Here is a 22184-nt window from a genome sequence, read left to right on the forward strand (position 1 = left end):
ACCGCGATAGCGGCAGTGCTCGAAACCGGAGCCGCCTACCTACCCATCGATCCCGAACACCCCAGGGCACGAATCGAATTCATGCTCACCGACGCCACACCCTCAGCCGTGATCACCACCGCCGATCTGGCCGGACGACTCGACGGTATCGACATACCGATCATCGATGTCGACGACGCTGCTGTCGACACTCAACCCAGCACGCCGCTACCCGCGCCCAGCCCGGACAACATCGCCTACCTCATCTATACCTCCGGCACCACCGGGACCCCCAAAGGCGTGGCCACGACCCACCACAACATCACCCAGCTACTGGCGTTCCTCGACACCGGCGCCACGCCTGCGCCGGAACAGGTATGGGCGCAATGTCATTCACTAGCCTTCGACGTCTCCGTCTGGGAAATCTGGAGCCCATTGCTCCACGGCGGACGACTGGTGGTGATCCCCGACGCGATCACCCGCTCCCCCAACGACTTTCACGATGTTCTCGCCGCCGAACACGTCACCGTGCTGACCCAAACACCCACCGCGGCGGCGATGCTGACACCCCAACGTCTGGAATCGGTCACCCTGATACTCGGCGGCGAATTCTGCCCCGCCCAGGTCATCGACGAGTGGGCGCCCACGCACACGGTCATCAACGGCTACGGACCCACCGAAACCACCATGTGCGTCACCCTCACCACACCCTTGACACCCGGATCGGGGGCACCACCGATCGGGGCACCGATGCCCACAGCAGCACTGTTCGTGCTGGATGAATGGCTCCGGCCGGTACCGATCGGAGTGCCCGGTGAACTCTATGTCGCCGGCGCCGGAGTCAGCTGCGGATATTGGCGTCGCACCGCGTTGACCGCATCGCGGTTCGTGGCCTGTCCCTTCGGAGAAACCGGGGCACGCATGTACCGCACCGGAGACCTGGTCCGCTGGGCCAACGACGGCCAACTCCACTACGTCGCACGCGCCGACGAACAAGTCAAAATCCGCGGCTACCGCATCGAATGCGGCGAAATCCGAACCGCCCTCACCCAACTCGACGGCATCGAACAAGCAGCCGTCATCACCCGCGAAGACCAACCCGGAAACAAACGCCTCGTCGCCTACATCACCGGCACCGCAAACCCGAACGAGATACGCACCCAACTCACGCGAAAACTCCCCGCCTACATGATCCCCGCCGCAATCATGACGTTGGACGCGCTGCCACTGACGGTCAACGGCAAGCTCGACACCCGCGCCCTACCGGCACCCGAATACACCACCAGCCACTACCGCGCACCCACCACGCCCGTCGAGGAAATCCTCACCACGATCTACGCTCGAATACTCGGACTGGACCATATCGGCATCGACGACTCCTTCTTCGACCTCGGCGGAGATTCGCTGTCGGCGATGCGCCTGATCGCCGCGATCAACACGACCCTCGACACCGACCTGTCCGTACGCACCGTCTTCGACACACCCACCGTCGCCCACCTGGCCCCCCGAATCGACACTGCGGGCTCGAGCCGACTCCCACAACTCACACCAGTGGAACGACCCGACGCGATCCCGTTGTCGTATGCCCAGCAACGACTCTGGTTCATCGACCAACTCCAAGGACCCTCCCCGGTCTACAACGTGGCGGCGGCGTTGCGGCTGAGCGGTGGGCTCGATGTCGACGCTCTGGGTGCGGCGCTGGCCGATGTGGTGGGCCGTCACGAAAGCCTGCGCACGGTGTTCCGCGCGACCGAGGGAACACCCCGGCAGGTGGTTGTCCCCATTGAGCGGGTCATTTTCGGGTGCGACGTCGTCGATGCGACCGGATGGTCGCACACCCGGCTCGACGCCGCCGTGAACGAGGCAGCGCGCTACCCGTTCGACCTGGCGGCCGAGATTCCGTTGCGGGCAAGGCTTTTCGCTGTTTCGGATCAGGAACACGTGCTGGTGATCGTGATGCACCATATCGCCGCGGATGGCTGGTCGCTGCGGCCGCTGGCAGCGGATTTGAGTGTGGCCTACGCCAGCCGCTGCGCGGGACGGGCGCCGGGTTGGGCACCGTTGGCGGTGCAGTACGTGGATTACGCACTCTGGCAACGCACCCAACTCGGCGAACTACACGACCCCCACAGCCGCATCACCACCGAGCTGGAGTACTGGGAACAGACCTTGGCCGGGATGCCCGAACACCTCGACCTCCCCACCGACCGACCTTACCCAGCAACCACCGACCAACACGGCGCCCGCGTCGTCATCGACTGGCCCGCCGAACTGCAGCAACACCTCACTCGGACAGCGCGCGAACACAACGCCACCAACTTCATGGTGATCCAAGCCGCCCTGACGATCCTGTTGTCGAAGATCAGCGCCAACCCCGACGTGGCGGTCGGATTCGCCGTCGCCGGCCGTGGCGACCCCGCTCTCGACGAACTGGTCGGCTTCTTCGTCAACACCCTCGTACTACGAGTCGATCTCAGCGGCGACCCCACCCTCACCGACCTCCTCACCCAGGTCCGCACGCGCAGCCTCGAAGCATTCGAACACCAACACGTGCCCTTCGAAGTGCTGGTCGAACGACTCAACCCAGCCAGATCGCTGACACATCACCCGCTGATCCAGGTGTTACTGGCGTGGCAGAACTTCGCCGGATACAACAACGAAGCCGAAGCCGGTTTGGCGCTGGGGGATCTCGACGTCACCTCCCTGCCGCTGGACACCCACAGCGCCCGCATGGACATAGCCTTCTCCCTGGGAGAACGCTTCACCGACACCGGCGAACCCGCCGGTCTCACCGGCGCAGTCGAATTCCGCACCGACATCTTCGACACCACCACCATCAACACACTCATCCAACGGTTGGAACGAGTACTGATGGCGATAACCACCAACCCCGAACAACCCCTGTCATCGGTGGACCTGCTCGACGAATCCGAACACACCCGGCTGGACGAGATCGGCAACCGCGCGGTACTGCACACGCACACCCCCTCAGCGATGTCGGTGCCGGCACTGTTCGCCGAACAAGTCGCCCGCATCCCCAACGCAACGGCACTCACCTGCGGCGAGAACTCCTGGACCTACCAGCAACTCGACCGGACCGCGAACCGGCTCGCGCACTTGCTGACCGGCCACGGTGTCGGTCCCGGATGCGTGGTCGGGATACTGATGGAACGCTCGGCAGAAGCGATCACCGCACTCACCGCGGTACTCGAAACCGGGGCGGCCTACCTACCCATCGATCCCGAACACCCCAGGGCACGAATCGAATTCATGCTCACCGACGCCACACCCGCAGCCGTGATCACCACCGCCGACCTGGCCCAGCGGCTGGACGGGTTCGGCATACCGGTCATCGACGTCGACGACCCCGCACTCGACACCCAACCCAGTACTCCACTACCCGCGCCCAGCCCGGACAACATCGCCTATCTCATCTACACCTCCGGCACCACCGGGACCCCCAAAGGCGTGGCCACCGCACACCACAACATCACCCAACTACTGACAAACCTGAACATCGGCCCCACTCCCGCGTCCGAACAGGTGTGGGCGCAGTGTCATTCGCTCGCCTTCGACGTCTCCGTCTGGGAAGTCTGGAGCCCATTGCTCCACGGCGGACGACTGGTGGTCATCCCCGACGCGATCACCCGCTCCCCCAACGACTTTCACGACGTTCTCGCCGCCGAACACGTCACCGTCCTGACCCAAACACCCACCGCCGCAGCAATGCTGACACCACAAGGGCTGGAATCGGTCACCCTGATACTCGGCGGCGAATTCTGCCCCGCCCAAGTGGTAGACCAGTGGGCACCCACGCACACGGTCATCAACGGCTACGGACCCACCGAAACCACCATGTGCGTCACCCTCACCACACCCCTGAGCGGCGGATCGGGAAAACCGCCGATCGGGGCAGCAGTACCAGAGGCAGCATTGTTCGTCCTCGACCGCCGGTTACAACCGGTGCCGATCGGCGTCACCGGCGAGTTGTACGTGGCAGGCGCCGGAGTCAGCTACGGGTATTGGCGCAGGCCCGCATTGACCGCATCACGGTTCGTGGCCTGCCCATACGCACCCGGGACACGCATGTATCGCACGGGCGACCTGGTCCGCTGGGCCAACGACGGCCAACTCCACTACGTCGCACGCGCCGACGAACAAGTCAAAATCCGCGGCTACCGCATCGAATGCGGCGAAATCCGAACCGCCCTCACCCAACTCGACGGCATCGAACAAGCAGCCGTCATCACCCGCGAAGACCAACCCGGAAACAAACGCCTCGTCGCCTACATCACCGGCACCGCAAACCCGAACGAGATACGCACCCAACTCACGCGAAAACTCCCCGCCTACATGATCCCCTCCGCGATCATGACACTCCCGGCACTGCCACTGACCGTCAACGGCAAGCTCGACACCCGCGCCCTACCGGCACCCGAATACACCACCAGCCACTACCGCGCACCCACCACGGCCACTGAGGAAGTCCTCACCGCCATCTACGCCCACACACTCGGACTCGACCGCGTCGGCGTCGACGACTCCTTCTTCGACCTCGGCGGAGACAGTATTTCGTCGACGCAGGTGGTGGCGCGGGCCCGGACGGCCGGCCTCGTGTTCAGGCCGCGCGATATTTTCGTCGAGCAGACCGTTGCCCGTCTGGCCGAGGTGGCCGAGGTGGCCGGCAGTGCGGATCGCCCGATCGACGAGGGTCTCGGGCCGGTGATCGCGACCCCGATCATGCGCTGGCTGCAGAGTGTTCGCGGCCCGATCGAACAGTTCAATCTGATGGCGTTGTTGCAGGCGCCCACGGGTGTCACCGAGACCGACGTGGTGGAGATGGTGCAAGCCCTGCTGGACCGGCATGCCATGCTGCGGCTCCGCGTCGACGACGACGGCGACGGCGACGGCGACGGCGACGGCGACGGCGAGTGGTCGTTGCAGGTGCCCGAGGCGGGGTCGGTGGATGCGAGCGCTTGTCTGCAATCGGTCGACGAGCTGTCCGATGAAGAGCTGACGAAGGCGCAATCTCGGTTGAATCCGGCCGCCGGGGTGATGCTGGCCGCGCTGTGGGTCGCGTCCACCCGCCAGTTGGCGCTGGTGGTGAATCATCTGGCCGTCGACGTCGTGTCGTGGCGGATTCTGCTGGACGACCTCAACACCGCCTGGGCCCAACACCGTGCGGGGCAGCAAGTCGCGTTGCCGACAGCCGGGACGTCGTTCGCCCGGTGGGCGTCGCTGCTGGCCGAGCACGCGCGCCGCCCCGAAACCGTCGGCCAGGCGGCCGCTTGGCGAAAGGTGACGGCGATCCCCGCCGCGCTGCCGGCGGTGCAGCCCGAGGATACGTTTGCCACCGCCGAGCACATGGAGGTGTCGCTGGACGTCGAGACCACCCGCACGATCCTCGGTGAGGTGCCCGCGGCGCTCCATGCCGGAGTGCACGAGATCCTGTTGATCGCGTTCGCCTTGGCGTGGACGGAGTTTCTGGGCAACGGCGGCACACCGATCGGTATCGACGTGGAGGGCCACGGGCGCGACGAGGAGCTGGCCCCCGACGTCGACCTGTCGCGCACCGTGGGGTGGTTCACGACCAAATACCCGGTGTCGTTGGCGGTGGGTGGGCTGTCATGGTCGCAGGTGGCGGCCGGCGAGACAGCGCTGGGGGCAGTGATCCATGACGCCGAGCAGCAACTTCGTACGGTCCCGAACCCGGTGACCTACGGCGTGCTGCGCTATCTGAACACCGATGTCGACGTGACCGGTTCCGACCCGCAGATCGGATTCAACTATCTGGGGCGCCTGGGCGTACCCGTGCTCGACACTTCGGCCGATGGTGATGTCTGGCGGATCGGCTATTGGGGTTCGTTGTTCACCGACAGCGGCAACGCCGATCACGCCATGCCATTGGCGCACACCGCGGCCGTGAATGCTGTCACCGTCGACAGCGACAGCGGCCCGCACCTGCATGCCCAGTGGACGTGGGCATCATCCAAGCTCGATCGCGCGGCGATCACGAGGCTCAGCCGACTGTGGTTCGAAGCCCTCGGCGGGATCTGCGCGTATGCGCGACAAGGTGGGACCACGATGACTCGTTCCGATACTGCTCCAGCGCAGGATTGTCAGCAGCACATCGATGCCGGCTCGGTGGACACATTTCCCGCTGCGTGCCCGGTCGGCGATCTGGCTGACCACGCCGGCGCCTCCGAGGCCGAGAAGAAGCCCGGGAAAGAGCGCCTCAGCTACGCGAATTACCTTCACCTCGACGAGCTGCTCGGCGCCGTTCAGCCCTTGTTCGCCAACGGCGACCGTTCCGCGTGGAGCGACGAGCGGTACTTCCTGATCGTTCACCAGACCTCGGAACTGTGGGTTTCGCAGATCCTGATGGACCTCGAGCTCGCGCTGGAGTCCGCCCGCCGGGCGGAGTTCGACCGGGCGATCGATCGGATGAAGCGGGCCAATGCCGTGCTCGAATTGATGATGTCGACAGAGAGTGCCCTGCAACATCTCACGGTGGACGCGTTCCAACAGTTCCGGCCTCGGTTGCAGGGGGTGAGTGCGGCACAGTCGACCCAGCTGGCGACCATGCTGGCCGGCGTTCGACACGCTCCCGTGACAGCTTTGCTCGAGATCGTGGACGACCGGCGCGACGGCGACAGCAAGGACCGACGGCAGCGGGTCCACTTGGGCGCGCAGCTCGACGTATTCATCGCCGGCCTCACGCGGTGGCGTCTGAACCATCTGGACGTGGTCCGCCGCTTCATCGGGGACCGCCGGGGTACCGGGGGCACCGTCGGGCTCGGCTTCCTGATCGATCGCTTGAGTGAGGGTTCCCGCCGATGACGTTGGTGCGCTACGGCACCCACCCGAGTCAGCACGGCTTTCTCAGCGTTCCCGACCGGCCCGGCCTCTGGCCGGTTGCCATGGTCATCCATGGCGGCTTCTGGCGAACGGCCTACGGCGCGGACCTGACCTCCGATCTGGCCGAGGATCTGAGCCGGCACGGCTTCGCTGCCTGGAACATCGAATACCGGAGGGTGGGCGAGGACCCGGACCGCGGAGGCGGAGGTTGGCCTGCGACCTGTCTCGACGTCGCCGCCGCTGCCGACCTGCTCGCCGCGATCAATCAGAGCCTGGAAGTCGGCAGTCTCGACCTCTCCCGAGTCGTCGCGATCGGGCACTCCGCGGGAGGTCAGCTCGCCGGCTGGCTGGCAGGTCGAGGGTCGCTGCCCGCCGGTTCTCCCGGAGCCACGCCCCGCGTACGACTGACCGGATTCGTCAGTCAGGCAGGAGTTTTGGACCTCGAGCTCGCACTGCAGGAGGACCTGGGTTCCGGAGCCGTCCGAAGCTTCCTGGGCGCTCGGGCCGACGACCCCGAGTCCTGCACGCCGGCCTGTCCCAGCGCACTGCTTCCGATGAGTGTCCCCTCGATCTGCGTGCACGGCACGGCCGATGACGAGGTACCACTCAGCCAGTCGCAGCGCTTCGTCGCCGCGGCTCGACGCGCCGGGGACGACTCCCGGCTACTGGTGCTCCCCGGCGTCGACCACTTCGCACTCATCGATGTGGCGTCCTCCGCGTGGGCGGCCTGCCGCTCGGCGGTCCTGGAGCTGGCGCGCTGAACCTCATCCGCTGTCGACGACGGTTCAGGCGGTGAGCGCGTCGAGTGCCTTTTTGAGGGCCTTCGGGGCGGCGGGGGTGGTCGGCGCCTTCTCCCGCAATTTCAGCATCCGAGCGCCGATATCCTGAAGTTGTTTCCGCCCCAGGTGTTCTCGCACCTTGGGGAACCATTCGTCCTCTTCTTCGTCGATGTGATGATCGACATTCTCGATCAGCACCGTGACCTTCGCGGTGAAGCGTTCGTCTTCGGGCTTCATCGTGGACAACTCCATGACCAGGACATCGGCGACATGATGTTCCTCGTAGGACTCGAGGATGTCGTCTTCGACCTCCGGCACCAGCTCGCGGACCTCGGGATACATGACCTCGTTCTCGAGATAGGTATGCACGGTCAGCGCTTCGATGATCTTGTCGACGATACGGCTCTTCGTCGCGTGCGCGTCGGGGCCCGCTTTCTCGAATTCGCGGAACAATTTGCGGATCTGCTTGTGGTCCTCGCGCAGCAGCACGATGGCGTCGGTGGACATGAAACCTCCTGAAGGATCCGAGTTCCGGACAACCGCCGATGCGGCAGCTGCGGCCACGCGACCGGCGGTCGGCTATCTACGCCTTACCCGCCCATCGTCGGCCCAATCGGCCGCGATGTCGGCGTGGCGGACCCGGGTGGCCGACACCGGCGGCGTAGCCATAGGGCAGCTGCGGCGACTCTTCGGAGGTGCGCAGAGTCTGGTAACGGCGGCCCGGGTTGGCGTGGCGGTCGCTGTGGCGTTGCAGGTGGAACAGGAAGACATTGGTCACGAGGCGGTCGCTGTTCCAACTGTCGCGCGGTGAACACCGCGCGTAACGACCGTCCGGACGGCGCCTGCGCAGCAGGTTGTTGTGCCGGCTGAACCACCTGTGTCCATGGTGGGACAGGCGTTCTCGTTCCAGGGCGAGCGCCGAGCGGAAGCCGCCCAGGGAGCTGCGGGGCAGGAACTTCCAGAGCGACTCGCCGAATCGCTTCCTCGCGCGGGCTTCTGCTGTCGACTCCCATCGCGATGTCGAGGAGCGGAATCACCCCGAGCACCGCGACAGGGCCGATCCGCCAGAACAATTCGAGCCGTGAAGGTCACCAGTTGCCGGGCAGTAGAGCTCCTGCGGCGCCAACTGAACTCAGGACCCAGAGGTAGCGTTTGTGATCGCGAACCTGGGCACGTCCGAAACCGTCATAGCCCGTCTCTCATTCACCCGACGAGGATCAACCTGAGGTATGGCTATTGGAAACGGTTCTGCCGCAACGCCCTCCTGCCGCGAAATCCGGCCACAATTACCGGGCTACCTACCGGGGCATTCGCTCGGTGCCGGTTCGCCGCGCAGTCGCGCGTCGATCCAGTCCTCGAGGCCGGGAAAGCTGGTGACGTAACTACTCAGATGCTCACCGGGCACTGTGCGGAAAATGGCCGGAACGCCCCGGCTGCATTGTTCACCGTACATACGCTGAGCGTCCTCGAGGGGAATCCAGGGATCCCACGCACCGTGGTAGATATACAGCGGCACACCCGACCTCCGGTCGGACAGATCCAGTTGGCGATACAGATTTTCGGCCACCGGGCTGTCGAGTGGGTTGCCGATATTGGTCGCCACGTCCATCGGGATACCGACGACGCCGAGCGGCCCGTCGGCGTCACCACACAGATCTCGCGTCGGAGAAGTCGTCACCCACTGCGCGAGATTATTCATGTACTGGAGCACCTCCGGATGTTCGCGCGCTATCGCCGTCGACACCGACAACAGAATGCCGGAGGCGATCCAGCCGTTGAAGCGGTGGGCGATATTCCGGTAGTCGGCGGCCAGTCCACCCGAGGCCACCCCCATCAGCACGTCCGACAGCTCCGGCGCGTACTCGCTCTGCAACATCGCGGTGGCGTACGCGGCGATCGCTCCACCCGAGTAGCCGTCGACCACATAGCGGCTGTTACCGAACTCCGGCAACGCATTACGCACGGCGCGAATCGAATCGAGCATCATGTGCCCGGCCACATTCGTCTCGCCGTAGGCCATCAATGGGCCCTCATGGTCGGGCAGGAGAACCGCGTGACCTTTGTTCAGGGCCGACCAGATGGCCGGCAGAAACCACACGAGATCGCTATTGGTTCGATCGAGTATGTCGTGCGACAACTGATAGCCCGGCGTGCAGTGCAACCCGAGTGCGTTGATCGGCATGGCGTTCACTTCCACCGGGCGAGACCCCGGACCGTCCCACGAGGCCGCCGGCGTGATCAATGTGGCGGTACCGAAGGAGGGCGTGCCCGTCCCCGAGGTGGAGCGAAACTTCAGCAGCTCCGCTCGCTGGATCGGTACCGCCATATGCTGAGCTGCCGTCGCCGTCACGTCCCGCGTCTCGATGATCTGTCCCGGCTCCAGGCCGGCGAGATTCGCAGGCCACGCATCGAAGGTCTGATCCCCGGTCGGCGACGACAATATCGCCCGCCACAATGCCGCCTGCTGGTCACCGGGGCCTGTGGTCAATTGCGGCGGCTTGATGTTCGCGTCGATCCAGTTCTGTAGCGGGGAGGGAGGGAGATTCACGGGCGACAACGGCGGCATCGGCCCGATGGGCGGACCCTCGTCCGCCCGAGCGGGCGGTTCGCCCAACAACGCACCAGCGACGACAACGGTTACCACAGCTGCCAAAAACCCTCTCACAAGCCACATCCTTTGTTCGGACGAAACCGCGGGGAGTGCCCCCTGCCAGGGGTTGTGCGAAGCGACTTTAGCAAGCGTCTGCGATCCTGACCAAAGAACGCGCGTTGCGAAATTTGTACGCAATGGAAGTGCATATATATCCGCGCTCCGAGCGGGAAACAATGGCCTCTGAAAGTGCGGAGGAACTGCTCGAGAGCCGTCGCACGATCGGGTAACGGCGGCTACATGCCCGTATTGTCGCCGAGGTGCTGATTGTCTCGTATTCGATCGCGGATCAGTCGCTGGAGACTGGCTTGACGCCAGCGCCGATAATCACGGTTTCGATCGGGTCACGATCGCGCCCCCATTGTTCACCTGCCCCACCGCTGCCGGTCCAGCACGTTGTACCGCACCGGATCGGCGCGCAGAACCACCACCGGCGACATCACCGCGGCGCGCAACAGCAGCGTCCGACTCGCGCACCGCCGGCGACTTCATGTACGAATCGATGGAATAACCGATGACCTGGTTGCAGGACCCATTTTTCGCCGTACACAGGTAGACATTTCTTTCACCGGTGCGATGTTCAGTGATATCGTTGAGCCACAGACGATTTTGGCCCTCTGCGGTGAAGTTTCGCCGCACCGGATCGTGAACAGGCCGGCGAGCAATCAAGACCGGCACGTCATATCCGGGGGACTTCCTTCTGCGGCAAGCTGTTTCACGATCGGCAAGGCGTTCCCCGGTAACTCTGCCTGCGACAGATATGCTGTTGCCCGCCGCAACACGTCTTTCAGCCTCTCCACCGCCGGTCCCGGGCCGGCGACACATCGGGACGCGGTGGCCCCGCGGCCGTGCTCTCACCGGCAGCGGAGGCGGTGCGTTGTATCGTCCGACTGGCGTGGCACCGCGATGTGGAGGAGCAGCATGGCAGCGGCGAAGGGCACCATCGGAGGCGGTCCCGCGTTCGAGGTGGAGCCGGACCGGCCGGCGAGCCACACCGATACGGTGCGCTGGGGTGTGGTGGTCGGCGCGCTGGGAGTGGTGTTCGGCGATATCGGGACGAGCCCGATCTACACCCTGCAGACCGTCTTCGACCCGGGTGACCCTCATCCCGTGCCGGTGAACGCCGACAACGTGTTCGGCGTGGTGTCGCTGGTGTTCTGGTCGGTGATGATCATCGTCACCGTCACCTATGTCCTGCTCGCGATGCGCGCCGACAACGACGGTGAAGGCGGCATCATGGCGTTGATCACGCTGCTTCGCCGGTGGAGTTCACCGCGCGGGCGAAAAGCGGCCATAGGCCTGGCCGCGCTCGGAATCTTCGGCGCCTCACTGTTTTTCGGCGACAGCATGATCACGCCTGCGATCTCGGTGCTGTCCTCTGTCGAGGGCATCAAGGTCGTCGAGCCGGCGTTGAAGGATCTTGTCATCCCGGTGACGGTCGTGATCATCGTGGCGCTGTTCGTGGTGCAACGCCGCGGCACCGCGACGGTCGGGCGGATGTTCGGCCCGATCATGATCGCGTGGTTCCTCACCATCGGCACCTGCGGAATCAGCGGCATCCTGCACAATCCCCGCATCCTGGAGGCGCTGTCGCCCACATACGCGCTGGGCTTTCTGATCGGACACTTCGGAACCGCGTTCTTCGCGCTGGCCGCGATCGTGCTCGCGGTGACCGGCGCCGAGGCACTCTACGCGGATATGGGACATTTCGGCCGCCGTTCCATCACCCGCGCATGGCTGATCCTCGTCTTTCCCGCCTGCACACTCAGCTATCTCGGGCAGGGCGCGCTCATCCTCGACGACGCCCGCAACATCAGCAGCCCCTTCTTCCTGCTGGCACCCGGGTGGGCACGGCTGCTGCTGGTGCTGCTGGCCACGGCCGCCACGGTCATCGCGTCCCAGGCGGTGATCACCGGCGCGTATTCCGTCGCCTCCCAGGCCGCGCAACTGGGTTACCTGCCGCGGTTGCGGATCGCGCACACCTCCGAGTCCACGATCGGCCAGATCTACGTCCCGTGGATCAACTGGTTGCTGATGGTCTCGGTACTCACCCTCGTCTTCGCGTTCCGCAGTTCGACCGCGCTGGCCTTCGCCTTCGGCATGGCGGTGACCGGAACCATCACCATCACCACCCTGCTGTTCTTCTACGTCGCGCGAACCCGCTGGCACATCCCACGCTGGATCCTCGCCGCCGGGGCACTGCCACTGCTGACCGTCGATCTGCTGTTCGTCGCAGCCAATCTCACCAAGTTCGCCCACGGCGCATGGCTGCCGCTGCTGATCGGCCTGACCGCATTCACGGTCATGACAACCTGGCAACGTGGGCGCCGGATCGTGACCGCCGAACGAATCCGGCGGGAAGGATCGCTACGGACATTCGTCGACGAACTCGCCGCCGGCACACCCGCCACGACGCATGTTCCCGGCACCGCCATCTTCCTCAACCGCGGCAAGGAAACGGCACCACTCGCCTTGCGCGCCAATGTCGAACACAACCATGTGCGCCACCACCACATCGTGATCCTGTCCATCCACACCGAACCCGTCCCCCGCATCCCCGACAACGAGCGCATCGCGACCGACCCGCTGGGACCGCCCGACGACGGCATCACCCACGTCACCGCCCGCTACGGCTACATGGAAACCCCCGACGTTCCGCACGCACTCACCCTCGTCGACGAACGAGACACCGAAGGCCCGCTCGACCTCGACCACGCCTCCTACTTCCTGTCCACCATCGAACTCCGCCGCGGCACCACCCCGACCATGGCGGATTGGCGCAAACGCCTGTTCATCGCCACGTCCTACATCACCGCCGACGCCGCCGACTACTTCAGCCTCCCCCGCGACCGCACCATCATCATGGGCTCCCAGATCGAGGTATAGCCCTCGACGCCGATTCCGGAGTTCGGATCGCCCGGTTACTGCACCGCATCGAACGCCAGGCACCGGCCGACTCGCTCAGCTCCGGCCCTCGACCGTTGTCCGCCGCCCGATCATGCCGATCGGTTGTCCGCCGGGACCGCAGCGACGACGGCCGGGCCCGGTCCGGATCGCCACCGACCGTCGCCGGCGGATTGGGACATCCACAGCAGCACCGTCGCCGCCGCCAGCGTGACCGCCGTTGCGAGCATCGCGCCGCCGACCACATCGGTGAGCCAGTGCACTCCCAGATACAGCCGGGTGGCCGCGACGATCGTTACGATCACCGCGGCCGAGACACTCGCCGCCGCTGTGCGCACGTACCCGGGCCGCGTCGACGCATACACGACCAGCACCGCACCGACGAAGGCCGTGGTGGCCGTGGTGTGGCCGGAAGGGAAGGAGAAGTCGGCTTCGGCCATCAGATGCAAGGCGGCCGGGGGACGCGACCGCGCGACGGCAAGTTTCGTCAACGTACTCGCGCCGGCCGCGAAACCCACTGTGCCGAGGACGAATACGGCCGGAACAGCACTGCGCCGCCGCCACGCGAGCATCCCCGCCACGATCACCGCCGACGCTGCCACACCGACCGGACTGCCGATCTCGGTGATCGCCCGCGCCCACGCGGTCGCGGTGCCGTTGCGATGTTCGACGAACCATCGCAGGGTGGCCGCATCGGCTCCGGTGATCCATCCGGACTCCGCGACCTGCACCGCCACCACCACGAACAACGCCGCAAGCACGAGCGCTCGCAGTGCGGACCAGCCGACGCGCACGCCGGACACCGGCGAATCGCCGACCCGGCCGGCGAGGGCCGAGGCGAGAAGGACAGCCGTACCGAGAGCGGACGCACCGACCGCGATCTCCCTGCTCGACGATTCGGTACGGACCTCGTCGACCAACCCGTGGACGACATCGACAATCGCTGACACGCGCCCAGTGTCGCGAAGCACCGCTGTGGAAACGCTGAGTGCGCCACCTGGCTATCCGTGGAAGCACGCTCGCTCGGCCGATACCTCCTGGTACCGGCCGAGCTGGACAGCAGCCCGGCGGCAACAGAAGGTGGGAACGGTGAACGTCGCATCGCCCGGTGTGGGTTTGGCGGTTTTGTGCCTGGTTCTGGTGGCCGCGTCAGCAGCGGTGTACCGGTTCGCCTACCTCGGCTCGATGCTGATCGTGCCCGGGGCGGCCGTTCGCGCGGTCGTGCAACTGAGTGTGGTCGCGCTGGTGCTCGCCGCCGCCCTGCGCCATCTGTGGTCCTCGTTTCTCGTTCTGGGCGTGATGTTCGCGGCCGCGGTGTTCACCTCCGCTCGCCGAGCACGAGCGGGACGCTCCGGAGCATGGCTGGCCGCGGCCCTCGCGGCCGGGTGGGCTGCCGTCCTTCCGGTGATGCTCGTCAGCGGTGTCGTCCCTCTTTCCGGGCCCGCGGTCGTCCCTGTGGGCGGCATCATCCTCGGTGGCGCCATGACCGCGACCTCGCTGGCCGCACGCCGCGCCCTGGACGCCGTTCACGACCGGCGCGGCGAGATCGAGGCGGCCATGAGCCTGGGTTTCGACGACCGCCACGCACGCCTGGAAATCATCCGTTCCACCGCGGCCGACGCGCTGCTGCCCGGCGTGGACCAAACCCGCACAGTCGGATTGGTCACGCTGCCAGGGGCATTCGTCGGTGTCCTCATCGCCAGCGGCTCCGCGGGCCGAGCAGCCGCGGTCCAGATCCTCGTGCTCCTCGGCCTGCTGCTCGCGCAATCGTGCGCGGTGGCGGTCACCGTCGAACTCGTCGCTCGGGGCCGAATACGACGACCTCGGCACTGAACACCGATTTATTCGACCACGCGGACCACCTCGCCGTCGACACGCTCGATCTCGGGGCGCGGACGCCGTCCTGCCACGCGCGACCATGTTCTACCGTCATAATGGGTCATCCCCTGCACTACCCGCGTGGTGCACCGATCGAGGGTTGGTGAGTCGGATGATGCCTGCATCCATGCTCGACGAACTGTACGAACGCGCGCAAAACGACGGTGTCGCACTAAGAATCGGCGTGATCATCGATCGTGGCGGGCAGGTTCTGCTGCTCGAACGTGACGACAGCGGCCCCGTCAAGGCCACCCTCAAACTTCCCGGCACCACCGTCGAACCCGGCGAACCGCTGGACGCGGCCGTGACACGCGGCGTCGCCACCGAGACAGGTCTGCTCGTCACCCGAATCCGTAGCCACGTAGGCTATTTCGACTACCTGTCCCCCATCGGAAAACCGGTCCGCCGCCTGCACTTCGCCGTCGACGTCGCCGCCACGTACCCCATCCGCCTGTCCGCCCACACCGCCTACATCTGGGCGCCACTGGACGGCGACCTCCGCGTGACTCCCTCCATTCGCCGCATCCTCCAGGACTACCGCGAACTTGCCCGAGCCCGGAACCCGCTACCGGAAACCTCGGCGTGAGGATGCCCCCGGCGCGTCGCCCCGGTTGTCAGCGGATACGGGCGACGTACTTGCCCGTGCCGTGTCCGGATGCCAGCAGGTCATGTGCGGTGATCACCTCATCCAGCGACGACACTTCGGTGACCGGGAGCGAGAGTTCGCCTGCGGCAAGGTAATCCAGCACCTGGCGGGTAGCGGCGGCGACCTTCGACGGGGCGCCGGCGACGAGGCCGCGGTGGCTGAAACCGGTGAGGGTGAGGTTGCCGCCCAGCAGGCGACCGAACGGCGGGAGCGGGGCGGGGGCGCCGCCACCTGCGTTGCCGAACAAGACGATTCGTCCGGTGGGGCGGGTGACCTCGAGATCCAGATCCAGGGCCTCGGTGCCGAGCGGGTCGAGCACGAGGTCTACCCCGCGGCCATCGGTCACGGAGCGGATTTCGTCGGCCAGGCCGTCATCGCGGACGAGGACGGCGTCATAGCCGGGTACCGACCCGCGGGCGCGGCTCACCGTCCCCAGGAGACGGCCACCGCCGAGTAGCGGCACCAGCTGTGCCACCGCGCCGCCGATACCGCCGGCGGCGGAGTGCACCAGAACCGTATCCCCGGCGGTGAAGCGACCGGCGTCGGTGAGCAGCAGCAGGGCGGTCGCCAAGCCGAGCGGGGTGGCGGCGGCCGAGCTCAACGGGACGGCATCCGGCACCGGCACGGTGAGTTCTGCTCGGGCCGTGGCGATCTCGGCGAAGCCGCCGCCTCCGAGCGCGACGGCCGCCACCCGATCGCCGACGGCGAGGCCGGTGACTTCGGCACCCAATTCACGCACTGTGCCCGCGATCTCCAGGCCGGGGCGGTAGGGCCACGACGGTGCATAGCCCGCATCTCCGCGGCGAGCCATCACATCCATGAAGTTCACGCCCGCGTAGGCGACATCGATGGCCACCTCGCCCGCGGCGGGCCGCGGCGGTTCCACCTCGCGGATCTCCGACTTCTCCGCACCGCCGGGGGCGGTCATCACCAGGGCTCGCATCGTCACTCCCAACACCTCACTGCCGTCGAACGATCGGGTCAACCCCGCGATGCGGCGCCACATTCCTCCCGAAGGATCAGGCGGACTCGGCGGTGCGTGCCAGGCGAGCCCGGATGTCGTCGCGCAGCGCCTTCTTGTCGATCTTGCCGACCTTCGTCAACGGCATCGCGGCGACCGATTCGATGCGTTCCGGAATCTTGAACCGAGCCGCACCCGCCGCCTCCATCACCGCCTCGATGTCCGCGGGCTCCACCACACAGCCGGGCCGCAACATCAGATACAGGCACAGGCGTTCGCCGAGAGCCGGATCGGGCATGGCTACCGCGGCGGCCATTTCGACGCCGTCGAGCTGGTAGGCGAAGTTTTCGACCTCTTCGGCGGAGATCTTCTCGCCGCCGCGGTTGATCATGTCCTTGTCCCGGCCGGCGACGACGAGGTTGCCGTCCGGGCGGCGGATGACGATGTCACCGCTGGCGTACCAGCCGTCCGGAGTGAACGCGCGCGAATTGTGCTCGGGCGCACGGAAATAACCACGGGGCGTGTACGGTCCACGGGTGAGCAGCGCGCCCGGAGTGCCGTCGGGCAACGGGTTGCCGTCCTCGTCGACGACGAGAATTTCGTCCGCCGCACTGACCGGACGCCCCTGGGTGCTCACGACGACGTCGGCGTCGTCATCGATGCGCGTCATGTTGATCAGGCCCTCGGCCATGCCGAACACCTGCTGCAACCGCGCGCCCAGCACCGGTTCGACGCGCGCTGCCAGTTCGTCCGGCATCCGCGAGCCGCCGACCTGGAGCACTCGCAGGGTGGTGCCGCGCATCGTGGCGTGCTCGCGCTGGTGCTCGATCCAGACCTGCGCGACCGCGGGAACGGCCGCCGCGACCGTGACACCCTCGGCATCGATGGTGGCCAGCGCCCGCTGCGGCGAAGGCGAGGGCAGCATCACCGCGCGACCGCCGGCGAAGAGCGCGCCCAGAATGCCCGGACAGGCCAGCGGAAAGTTGTGACTGCTCGGCAGTGTTCCCAAATACACTGTGGCGGAATCGAATTCACTCACTTCGTTGCAGCACAGCACGTTGTAGGCGTAGTCGTCGTGCGTGCGGACGATGAGCTTGGGCAGGCCCGTGGTCCCGCCGGACAGCAGCATCAACGCGACATCCGAGCCCTGCGGCGCGTACTCGGCCTCGTCGAAGGCGACGGTGGTGGTCAGGGCGTCGGCCAGCCGGTATTCCGGTGCCGCTCGGCCGGGCTCGGCGGAGGATTCGCCGTGCACGAGGACGGCCCGCACACTCGGCACCTCGGCGGCCACCTGCTGCGCGACGTGGCGCAGGTCGGTGCCGCGATCGGTGTCGGCCACCACGAGAGCGACGGCCTCGGCCGCCGCGGCGAGGTGGGTGAGCTCGTGGCGGCGATGTGCGGGCAGCGCCATCACCGGCACGATGCCGACACGGAGGCAGCCCAGGGTGAGGGCCACGAACTCCCAGCAATTGGGTAGTTGCACCAGGATTCGATCGCCGGGAGCGAGGCCGAGGTCCAGCAGCGCCCGCGCGCAGGAGGCCGCGCGCTCCCACAGCCGGCGATAGGTCAGGCGGGTGGCGCCGTCGACCACGGCCACCCGGTCGGGACGCCGCGCCACCTGGGCCTCGATGTAAGAGCCGAGGGATCGGCCCTGCCAGTAGCCCGCCGTGCGGTACTCGGCGGCGATGTCGTCGGGCCATGGCACGACACCGTCGATCGCGGCCTGTCTGCGGATGGTCACGGCAGCTCTCCTTCCAGCCGATGCGGCGCGGCCGGCACGACCGCGTCCAAGGCGATCAGTCCGGCGGCAGTCGAGCGCAGCGGATTGATCTCGATCTCGTCGATGGCGGGGTGTTCGGTGAGATAGCGAACAAGACGCACTGCCGCCCGGGCGAATTCGTCACGGTCCAGCACCGGTCCCCCGCGCCCGCCGAACAGCAGTGGGGCGCATCGCAGGTCGTCGAGCATCGCCGCGGCGCCCGCGACAGTGACCGCGCCGCTGCGGATGGTGACATCACCGATCGCCTCGGCAGCGATGCCGCCGAGGCCGGCGACCACGATCGGACCGAACACCGGGTCACGGCGCACACCCAGGAACAGGTCCACTCCGGCGTCGGCCATCGACTCCACCAGATAGGCCGGAGCACCGATGGCGTCGAGCGCGTCGAGGGCGGTGTCCAGCTCCGCCGCGCTGCCGATATTCAGGTGGACACCGCCGATATCGGTCTTGTGCAGCACCGTGGCGTCGAGGATTTTCACCGCGACCGGGTGCGGCAGTTCCGTCAGGGCGTCGTGTGCAGCGGCGCGGTCGGTGCACACGCGCCGTCGAGGCGTCGCGATACCGAGGACGTCCAGTAGATCCTTGGCCGCGGCCTCGTCGGCGGGCAGCGACATCGCGGGCACCGGCGGCAACGCCGGCGGGAGGATCGGACGCTCGGCTGCGGTCGCCGAACGCAACCAGCGACTGCGGGCATCCGCGGCCAGGGCGCGCAGGCCGATACCGAGGGCGGTCGGGCCGGCGAGTACGGGGACACCGAGTTCACCGGCACGAGCCGTGGTGTCGGCGCGGGCCGCGCGCGGGCCGCCGAGGGCGAGCACGACAGGCAGGTGCTCGTGTACGCCCGCGCGATGCACGGCGTCGGCGAGATCGACCGCATCCGGCTCCGCCAGCGCGTAGACCGCCAGCGCGTCGATGCCGGGATCGGCGGCGGTGGCCGACAGCACGACGTCGAAGGCCGGACCGGGCCGGCCGGTGTCGACCGGGTTCGCCTGATAGGTCATCGGCGGCAGCACACGAGCGAGTTCGCGCTGAGTGCCGGGCATCAGGCGCGGCACCCGAACCTGGTGTGCCAGGAGATGATCCAGGATCACCAGGCCGGGACCGGCTTGGGCGGTCACCACCCCGACTCCGGCCGAAGGGGTCGCCGGCAGTCGAGTTCGGCTCAGTACCGCGACGGCCTCGACCAGTTCCGTCTCCGAATCCACCACCACCGCACCCGCTTCGGCCAGCAGCGATCGGGTGGTGTGCCAGGAGGTGGCGAGCGCGCCGGTGTGCGAGGCGGCGAACGCGGAGACGTTGCTGCGGCCGACGACCAGCGCCACGACGGGCTTGACCGCGGTGACCGCGCGTACCGCCGACAACAACGCTTCGCCGTCCGCTACCGCCTCGACGTGCAGGGCCACCGCGGTGATCGACGGATCCGCGCGCAGATGGCCGAGCACGTCGGTGGCGGTCACGTCGACGCTGTTGCCCAGTCCCACACCGAGTCCCACGCCGACACCGTGTTCGGACAGCAGAAACGACAGCGCGTGATTCATTCCGCCACTGGCGGCAACGACCGCGACCGAGCCCGGGGTCAGATGCCGCACCGTCGGGACGAAACTCACCGTCACCCCGCCGGGCCGGAAGAACCCGGACGTATTCGGTCCCAGGACGCGGATGCCGGTACCGGCGACGATATCGGCCACCTGCGCTTGCAGCGCGACACCTTCGGCACCCGCTTCGGCGAATCCGCCGGAGCAGATCACGGCGGCGCCGACACCACAGTCCGCGGCGTCGCGCAGCGCCCGCGGGGTGGCCGACGCCGGGACGCACAGCACCGCGAGATCCACCGGTCCGCCGTGGGATTCGACGACCGAACCCAGGCTGCGATGCAATCCCGCTCGCTCGGCGCGGGGGTTGACACCGTACGTGGCGGTCGCATCGTCGCGGCCGACCGCCGCGAGCATGACCGAGCCGAGTTTGCCCGGCGCCTCGGAGGCGCCGACGACGGCGACCGACTCCGGCCGCAACAACCGGTCGAGGCCGGAACGTGGGGCGGTCGTTCGGGTGGAGGTCATCGCGCCTCCCGGGTCTCGAACGCCACCGCATCCGCGCGCCCCGACAGCACCAGCGTCGCCGCGCAGTCGCGCTCATCGGCGGCGCGGCGCACGCGCACGGCGGCCGGTGTGTCGATCACGATCACCGGAATGCCGTGCCGCAATCGGACGTGTTCGGCGCACAATGCCCGCGACAGCGGCGTACCACCCTGTACGACAACGGCTTTCGGTCGTGTCGCGATGACTGTGTCGAGATCGTCGCGGCTGGAGGACGGCAGCGAGGTCGTCCCGTCGACCGGTGCGGTGAACAGGCGAACGGGCCCCTCGGACGCATGCGCGTCGACCGTGGTGGCGCCGTCGCCGACGACGACCCGATCGCCCGAGTGCCGCGTCAGGACCAACAACCGCGAACGCAGTGTGTCCGCACCGATCCGCAACGGCGTATCCAGCGGCGCCGCAGCGAATTTCGCCTGCCACGCGTCTTCGGCGCTCGCCACGAAGGCATCATCGCGGATGCGGATCTTCTCCGCCGAAATCGCGCGGGTGAAGAAGTGGAAACCGAACTGCCACGGCTCGAACGCCCCGTAATACTCACCGAAGTGGTCCCACCACGCCAGACTGGGCAACGAGGCATCCTGAATCTTCGCCACCTGCGGCCGGCGGATCTCCTGGAAGCGCCGCAGCGCTTCGTCCAGATCGGCCGGATGCTCGGCGACCGTCCGCGCCAGCACGGCGGCATCTTCCATCGCCATCTTGGTGCCCGACCCCACCGAGAAATGCGCGGTGTGCACCGCATCCCCGATCAGGACCACCGGCGTGCCCGACGCGCTACGGCAATACCAGTTCTCGGTACGGCGGGTGCGGAAGTTGGCCCAGCGAGAGTTGTTGGCCACCAGCGGATGTCCGTCGATCCGGTCGGCGAACAACCGCTCGAGATAGCGCTGCGTCACCTCGTCCGACTCGCCCGGCGGCGCGGTCGTATCGAAACCGTCGAGACCCGCTCGCCGCCAGGTGTCCTCATCGGCCTCGACGATGAAGGTGCTCAGCCCCGAGCCGATCGGATAGCCGTGAACGGCGAAGTTGCCGTGCTCGGACCGTGCGTGCAGAAAGGTGAGTCCCCGGAACCGATAGGTGGTGCCGAACCAGATGAACTTGACCGCCGCCTGATCGACGCGATGGCCGAGCTCGCTCGCAAATCGTTCGCGCACCGTCGAATTGGCGCCGTCGGCGGCGACGATCAAGTCGTAACCGCGGGCATCAAGCTCCGCCACGTCGGCCTGAACGGAGAAGTGCAGCCGCGCGCCCAATTCGGTGGCTCGTCGCCGCAACGCGTCCAGCAGCACACGGCGATGGATGGCCGACATTCCGTTGCCCCCCGCCGCGACGGTGGCGCCCTTCAGATGTACCTCGATGGTGTCCCAGTGGCGGCCGTCGGTGCGCAGCGCATTGCGCAGTACCGGGTCGACGGCGTCGATGTTGTCGGCCGTCGCGTCGGAGAACACCACGCCGAAACCGAAGACGTCGGATTCGGCGTTGCGTTCGTAGACGTCGATCTCGACGCCCGGCACGGAGTGCGCGAGCGCGATCGCGGCGAACAGACCGCCGGGGCCGCCGCCGATGCACGCCACGCGCCGCAGTGGCGGCGGCGGTGCGTAGGGTTTGTCTGTCAGGGCCATCGGTTTCCTGTCTCGACTGGGTACGAATCGCTGC

At 67.0% G+C, this 22184-nt stretch carries 13 protein-coding genes and 1 pseudogene; 5 read left to right on the top strand and 9 right to left on the bottom strand.

Going from position 1 to position 22184, the window contains the following annotated elements; translation table 11 throughout:
- A partial coding sequence (locus RJ03_RS13030; RefSeq protein ID WP_157163410.1) for a non-ribosomal peptide synthetase occupies positions 1–6819 on the top strand: 6819 nt, incomplete at its 5' end.
- Complete coding sequence (locus RJ03_RS13035; protein ID WP_036501682.1) at positions 6816–7598, top strand: alpha/beta hydrolase family protein; 783 nt, start codon at positions 6816–6818, stop codon at positions 7596–7598. The genes RJ03_RS13030 and RJ03_RS13035, both read left to right, overlap by 4 nt.
- Positions 7599–7622: 24 nt before the next feature.
- Here the strand turns inward: RJ03_RS13035 and RJ03_RS13040 are convergent, their stop codons facing one another.
- The 4 genes and pseudogenes from RJ03_RS13040 to RJ03_RS37110 all read right to left on the bottom strand — a co-directional run bounded on the left by RJ03_RS13040 (position 7623) and on the right by RJ03_RS37110 (position 10944).
- Positions 7623–8123 (bottom strand): hemerythrin domain-containing protein, encoded by a 501-nt coding sequence (locus RJ03_RS13040; RefSeq protein ID WP_036501685.1) that lies wholly within the window; start codon positions 8121–8123, stop codon positions 7623–7625.
- Positions 8124–8199: 76 nt separating this feature from the next.
- Positions 8200–8622 (bottom strand): annotated as a pseudogene (locus RJ03_RS35960) (fatty acid desaturase family protein); the annotation flags it as partial.
- A gap of 288 nt (positions 8623–8910) precedes the next feature.
- Complete coding sequence (locus RJ03_RS13050; protein ID WP_245552272.1) at positions 8911–10404, bottom strand: lipase family protein; 1494 nt, start codon at positions 10402–10404, stop codon at positions 8911–8913.
- A 189-nt stretch (positions 10405–10593) separates the two neighbouring features.
- Complete coding sequence (locus tag RJ03_RS37110) at positions 10594–10944, bottom strand: hypothetical protein (protein WP_157163411.1); 351 nt, start codon at positions 10942–10944, stop codon at positions 10594–10596.
- 243 nt (positions 10945–11187) lie between these two features.
- On the opposite strand from RJ03_RS37110, the gene RJ03_RS13055 reads away from it, so the two are divergent.
- The gene (locus RJ03_RS13055) at positions 11188–13152 is read left to right on the top strand and encodes a potassium transporter Kup (protein WP_083870799.1); all 1965 of its coding nucleotides are present in this window, start codon (positions 11188–11190) and stop codon (positions 13150–13152) included.
- 110 nt (positions 13153–13262) lie between these two features.
- On the opposite strand, the gene RJ03_RS13060 is transcribed toward RJ03_RS13055, so the two are convergent.
- On the bottom strand, positions 13263–14120 hold the full coding sequence (locus RJ03_RS13060) for a phosphatase PAP2 family protein (protein WP_157163412.1): 858 nt from the start codon (positions 14118–14120) through the stop codon (positions 13263–13265).
- 139 nt (positions 14121–14259) lie between these two features.
- Here RJ03_RS13060 and RJ03_RS13065 point away from each other — a divergent pair, with 139 nt between their 5' ends.
- Both RJ03_RS13065 and RJ03_RS13070 read left to right on the top strand, forming a co-directional pair.
- Positions 14260–15003 (top strand): ABC transporter permease, encoded by a 744-nt coding sequence (locus tag RJ03_RS13065; RefSeq protein WP_373281698.1) that lies wholly within the window; start codon positions 14260–14262, stop codon positions 15001–15003.
- Positions 15004–15160: 157 nt separating this feature from the next.
- Positions 15161–15634, top strand: coding sequence for an NUDIX hydrolase (locus RJ03_RS13070; RefSeq protein WP_036501698.1), 474 nt, complete (start codon positions 15161–15163; stop codon positions 15632–15634).
- Between the two features lie 28 nt (positions 15635–15662).
- On the opposite strand, the gene RJ03_RS13075 is transcribed toward RJ03_RS13070, so the two are convergent.
- The 4 genes from RJ03_RS13075 to RJ03_RS13090 form a co-directional block, all read right to left on the bottom strand.
- Positions 15663–16637, bottom strand: coding sequence for a quinone oxidoreductase family protein (locus RJ03_RS13075; RefSeq protein ID WP_036501751.1), 975 nt, complete (start codon positions 16635–16637; stop codon positions 15663–15665).
- 76 nt (positions 16638–16713) lie between these two features.
- Positions 16714–18396, bottom strand: coding sequence for a (2,3-dihydroxybenzoyl)adenylate synthase (locus tag RJ03_RS13080; RefSeq protein ID WP_036501700.1), 1683 nt, complete (start codon positions 18394–18396; stop codon positions 16714–16716).
- Positions 18393–20495: an acetate--CoA ligase family protein gene (locus tag RJ03_RS13085; RefSeq protein ID WP_036501702.1), complete on the bottom strand. Its 2103-nt coding sequence runs from the start codon at positions 20493–20495 to the stop codon at positions 18393–18395. The genes RJ03_RS13080 and RJ03_RS13085 overlap by 4 nt, the downstream gene beginning before the upstream one ends.
- A complete protein-coding gene (locus RJ03_RS13090) occupies positions 20492–22150 on the bottom strand; it encodes an FAD-dependent monooxygenase (protein ID WP_051024641.1) in 1659 nt (552 codons plus the stop codon). The genes RJ03_RS13085 and RJ03_RS13090 overlap by 4 nt, the downstream gene beginning before the upstream one ends.
- Between the last annotated feature and the right edge of the window lie 34 nt (positions 22151–22184).

It is taken from the genome of Nocardia aobensis NBRC 100429 (genome assembly GCF_000308375.1).
Taxonomy (GTDB): Bacteria; Actinomycetota; Actinomycetes; order Mycobacteriales; family Mycobacteriaceae; genus Nocardia; species Nocardia aobensis.

Coding starts and splice junctions, on each gene's coding strand:
- RJ03_RS13035 (WP_036501682.1), top strand. CDS start 6,816: ATGACGTTGGTGCGCTACGGCACCCACCCGAGTCAGCACGGCTTTCTC.
- RJ03_RS13040 (WP_036501685.1), bottom strand. CDS start 8,123: ATGTCCACCGACGCCATCGTGCTGCTGCGCGAGGACCACAAGCAGATC.
- RJ03_RS13055 (WP_083870799.1), top strand. CDS start 11,188: ATGGCAGCGGCGAAGGGCACCATCGGAGGCGGTCCCGCGTTCGAGGTG.
- RJ03_RS13070 (WP_036501698.1), top strand. CDS start 15,161: ATGATGCCTGCATCCATGCTCGACGAACTGTACGAACGCGCGCAAAAC.
- RJ03_RS13075 (WP_036501751.1), bottom strand. CDS start 16,637: ATGCGAGCCCTGGTGATGACCGCCCCCGGCGGTGCGGAGAAGTCGGAG.
- RJ03_RS13085 (WP_036501702.1), bottom strand. CDS start 20,495: ATGACCTCCACCCGAACGACCGCCCCACGTTCCGGCCTCGACCGGTTG.
- RJ03_RS13090 (WP_051024641.1), bottom strand. CDS start 22,150: ATGGCCCTGACAGACAAACCCTACGCACCGCCGCCGCCACTGCGGCGC.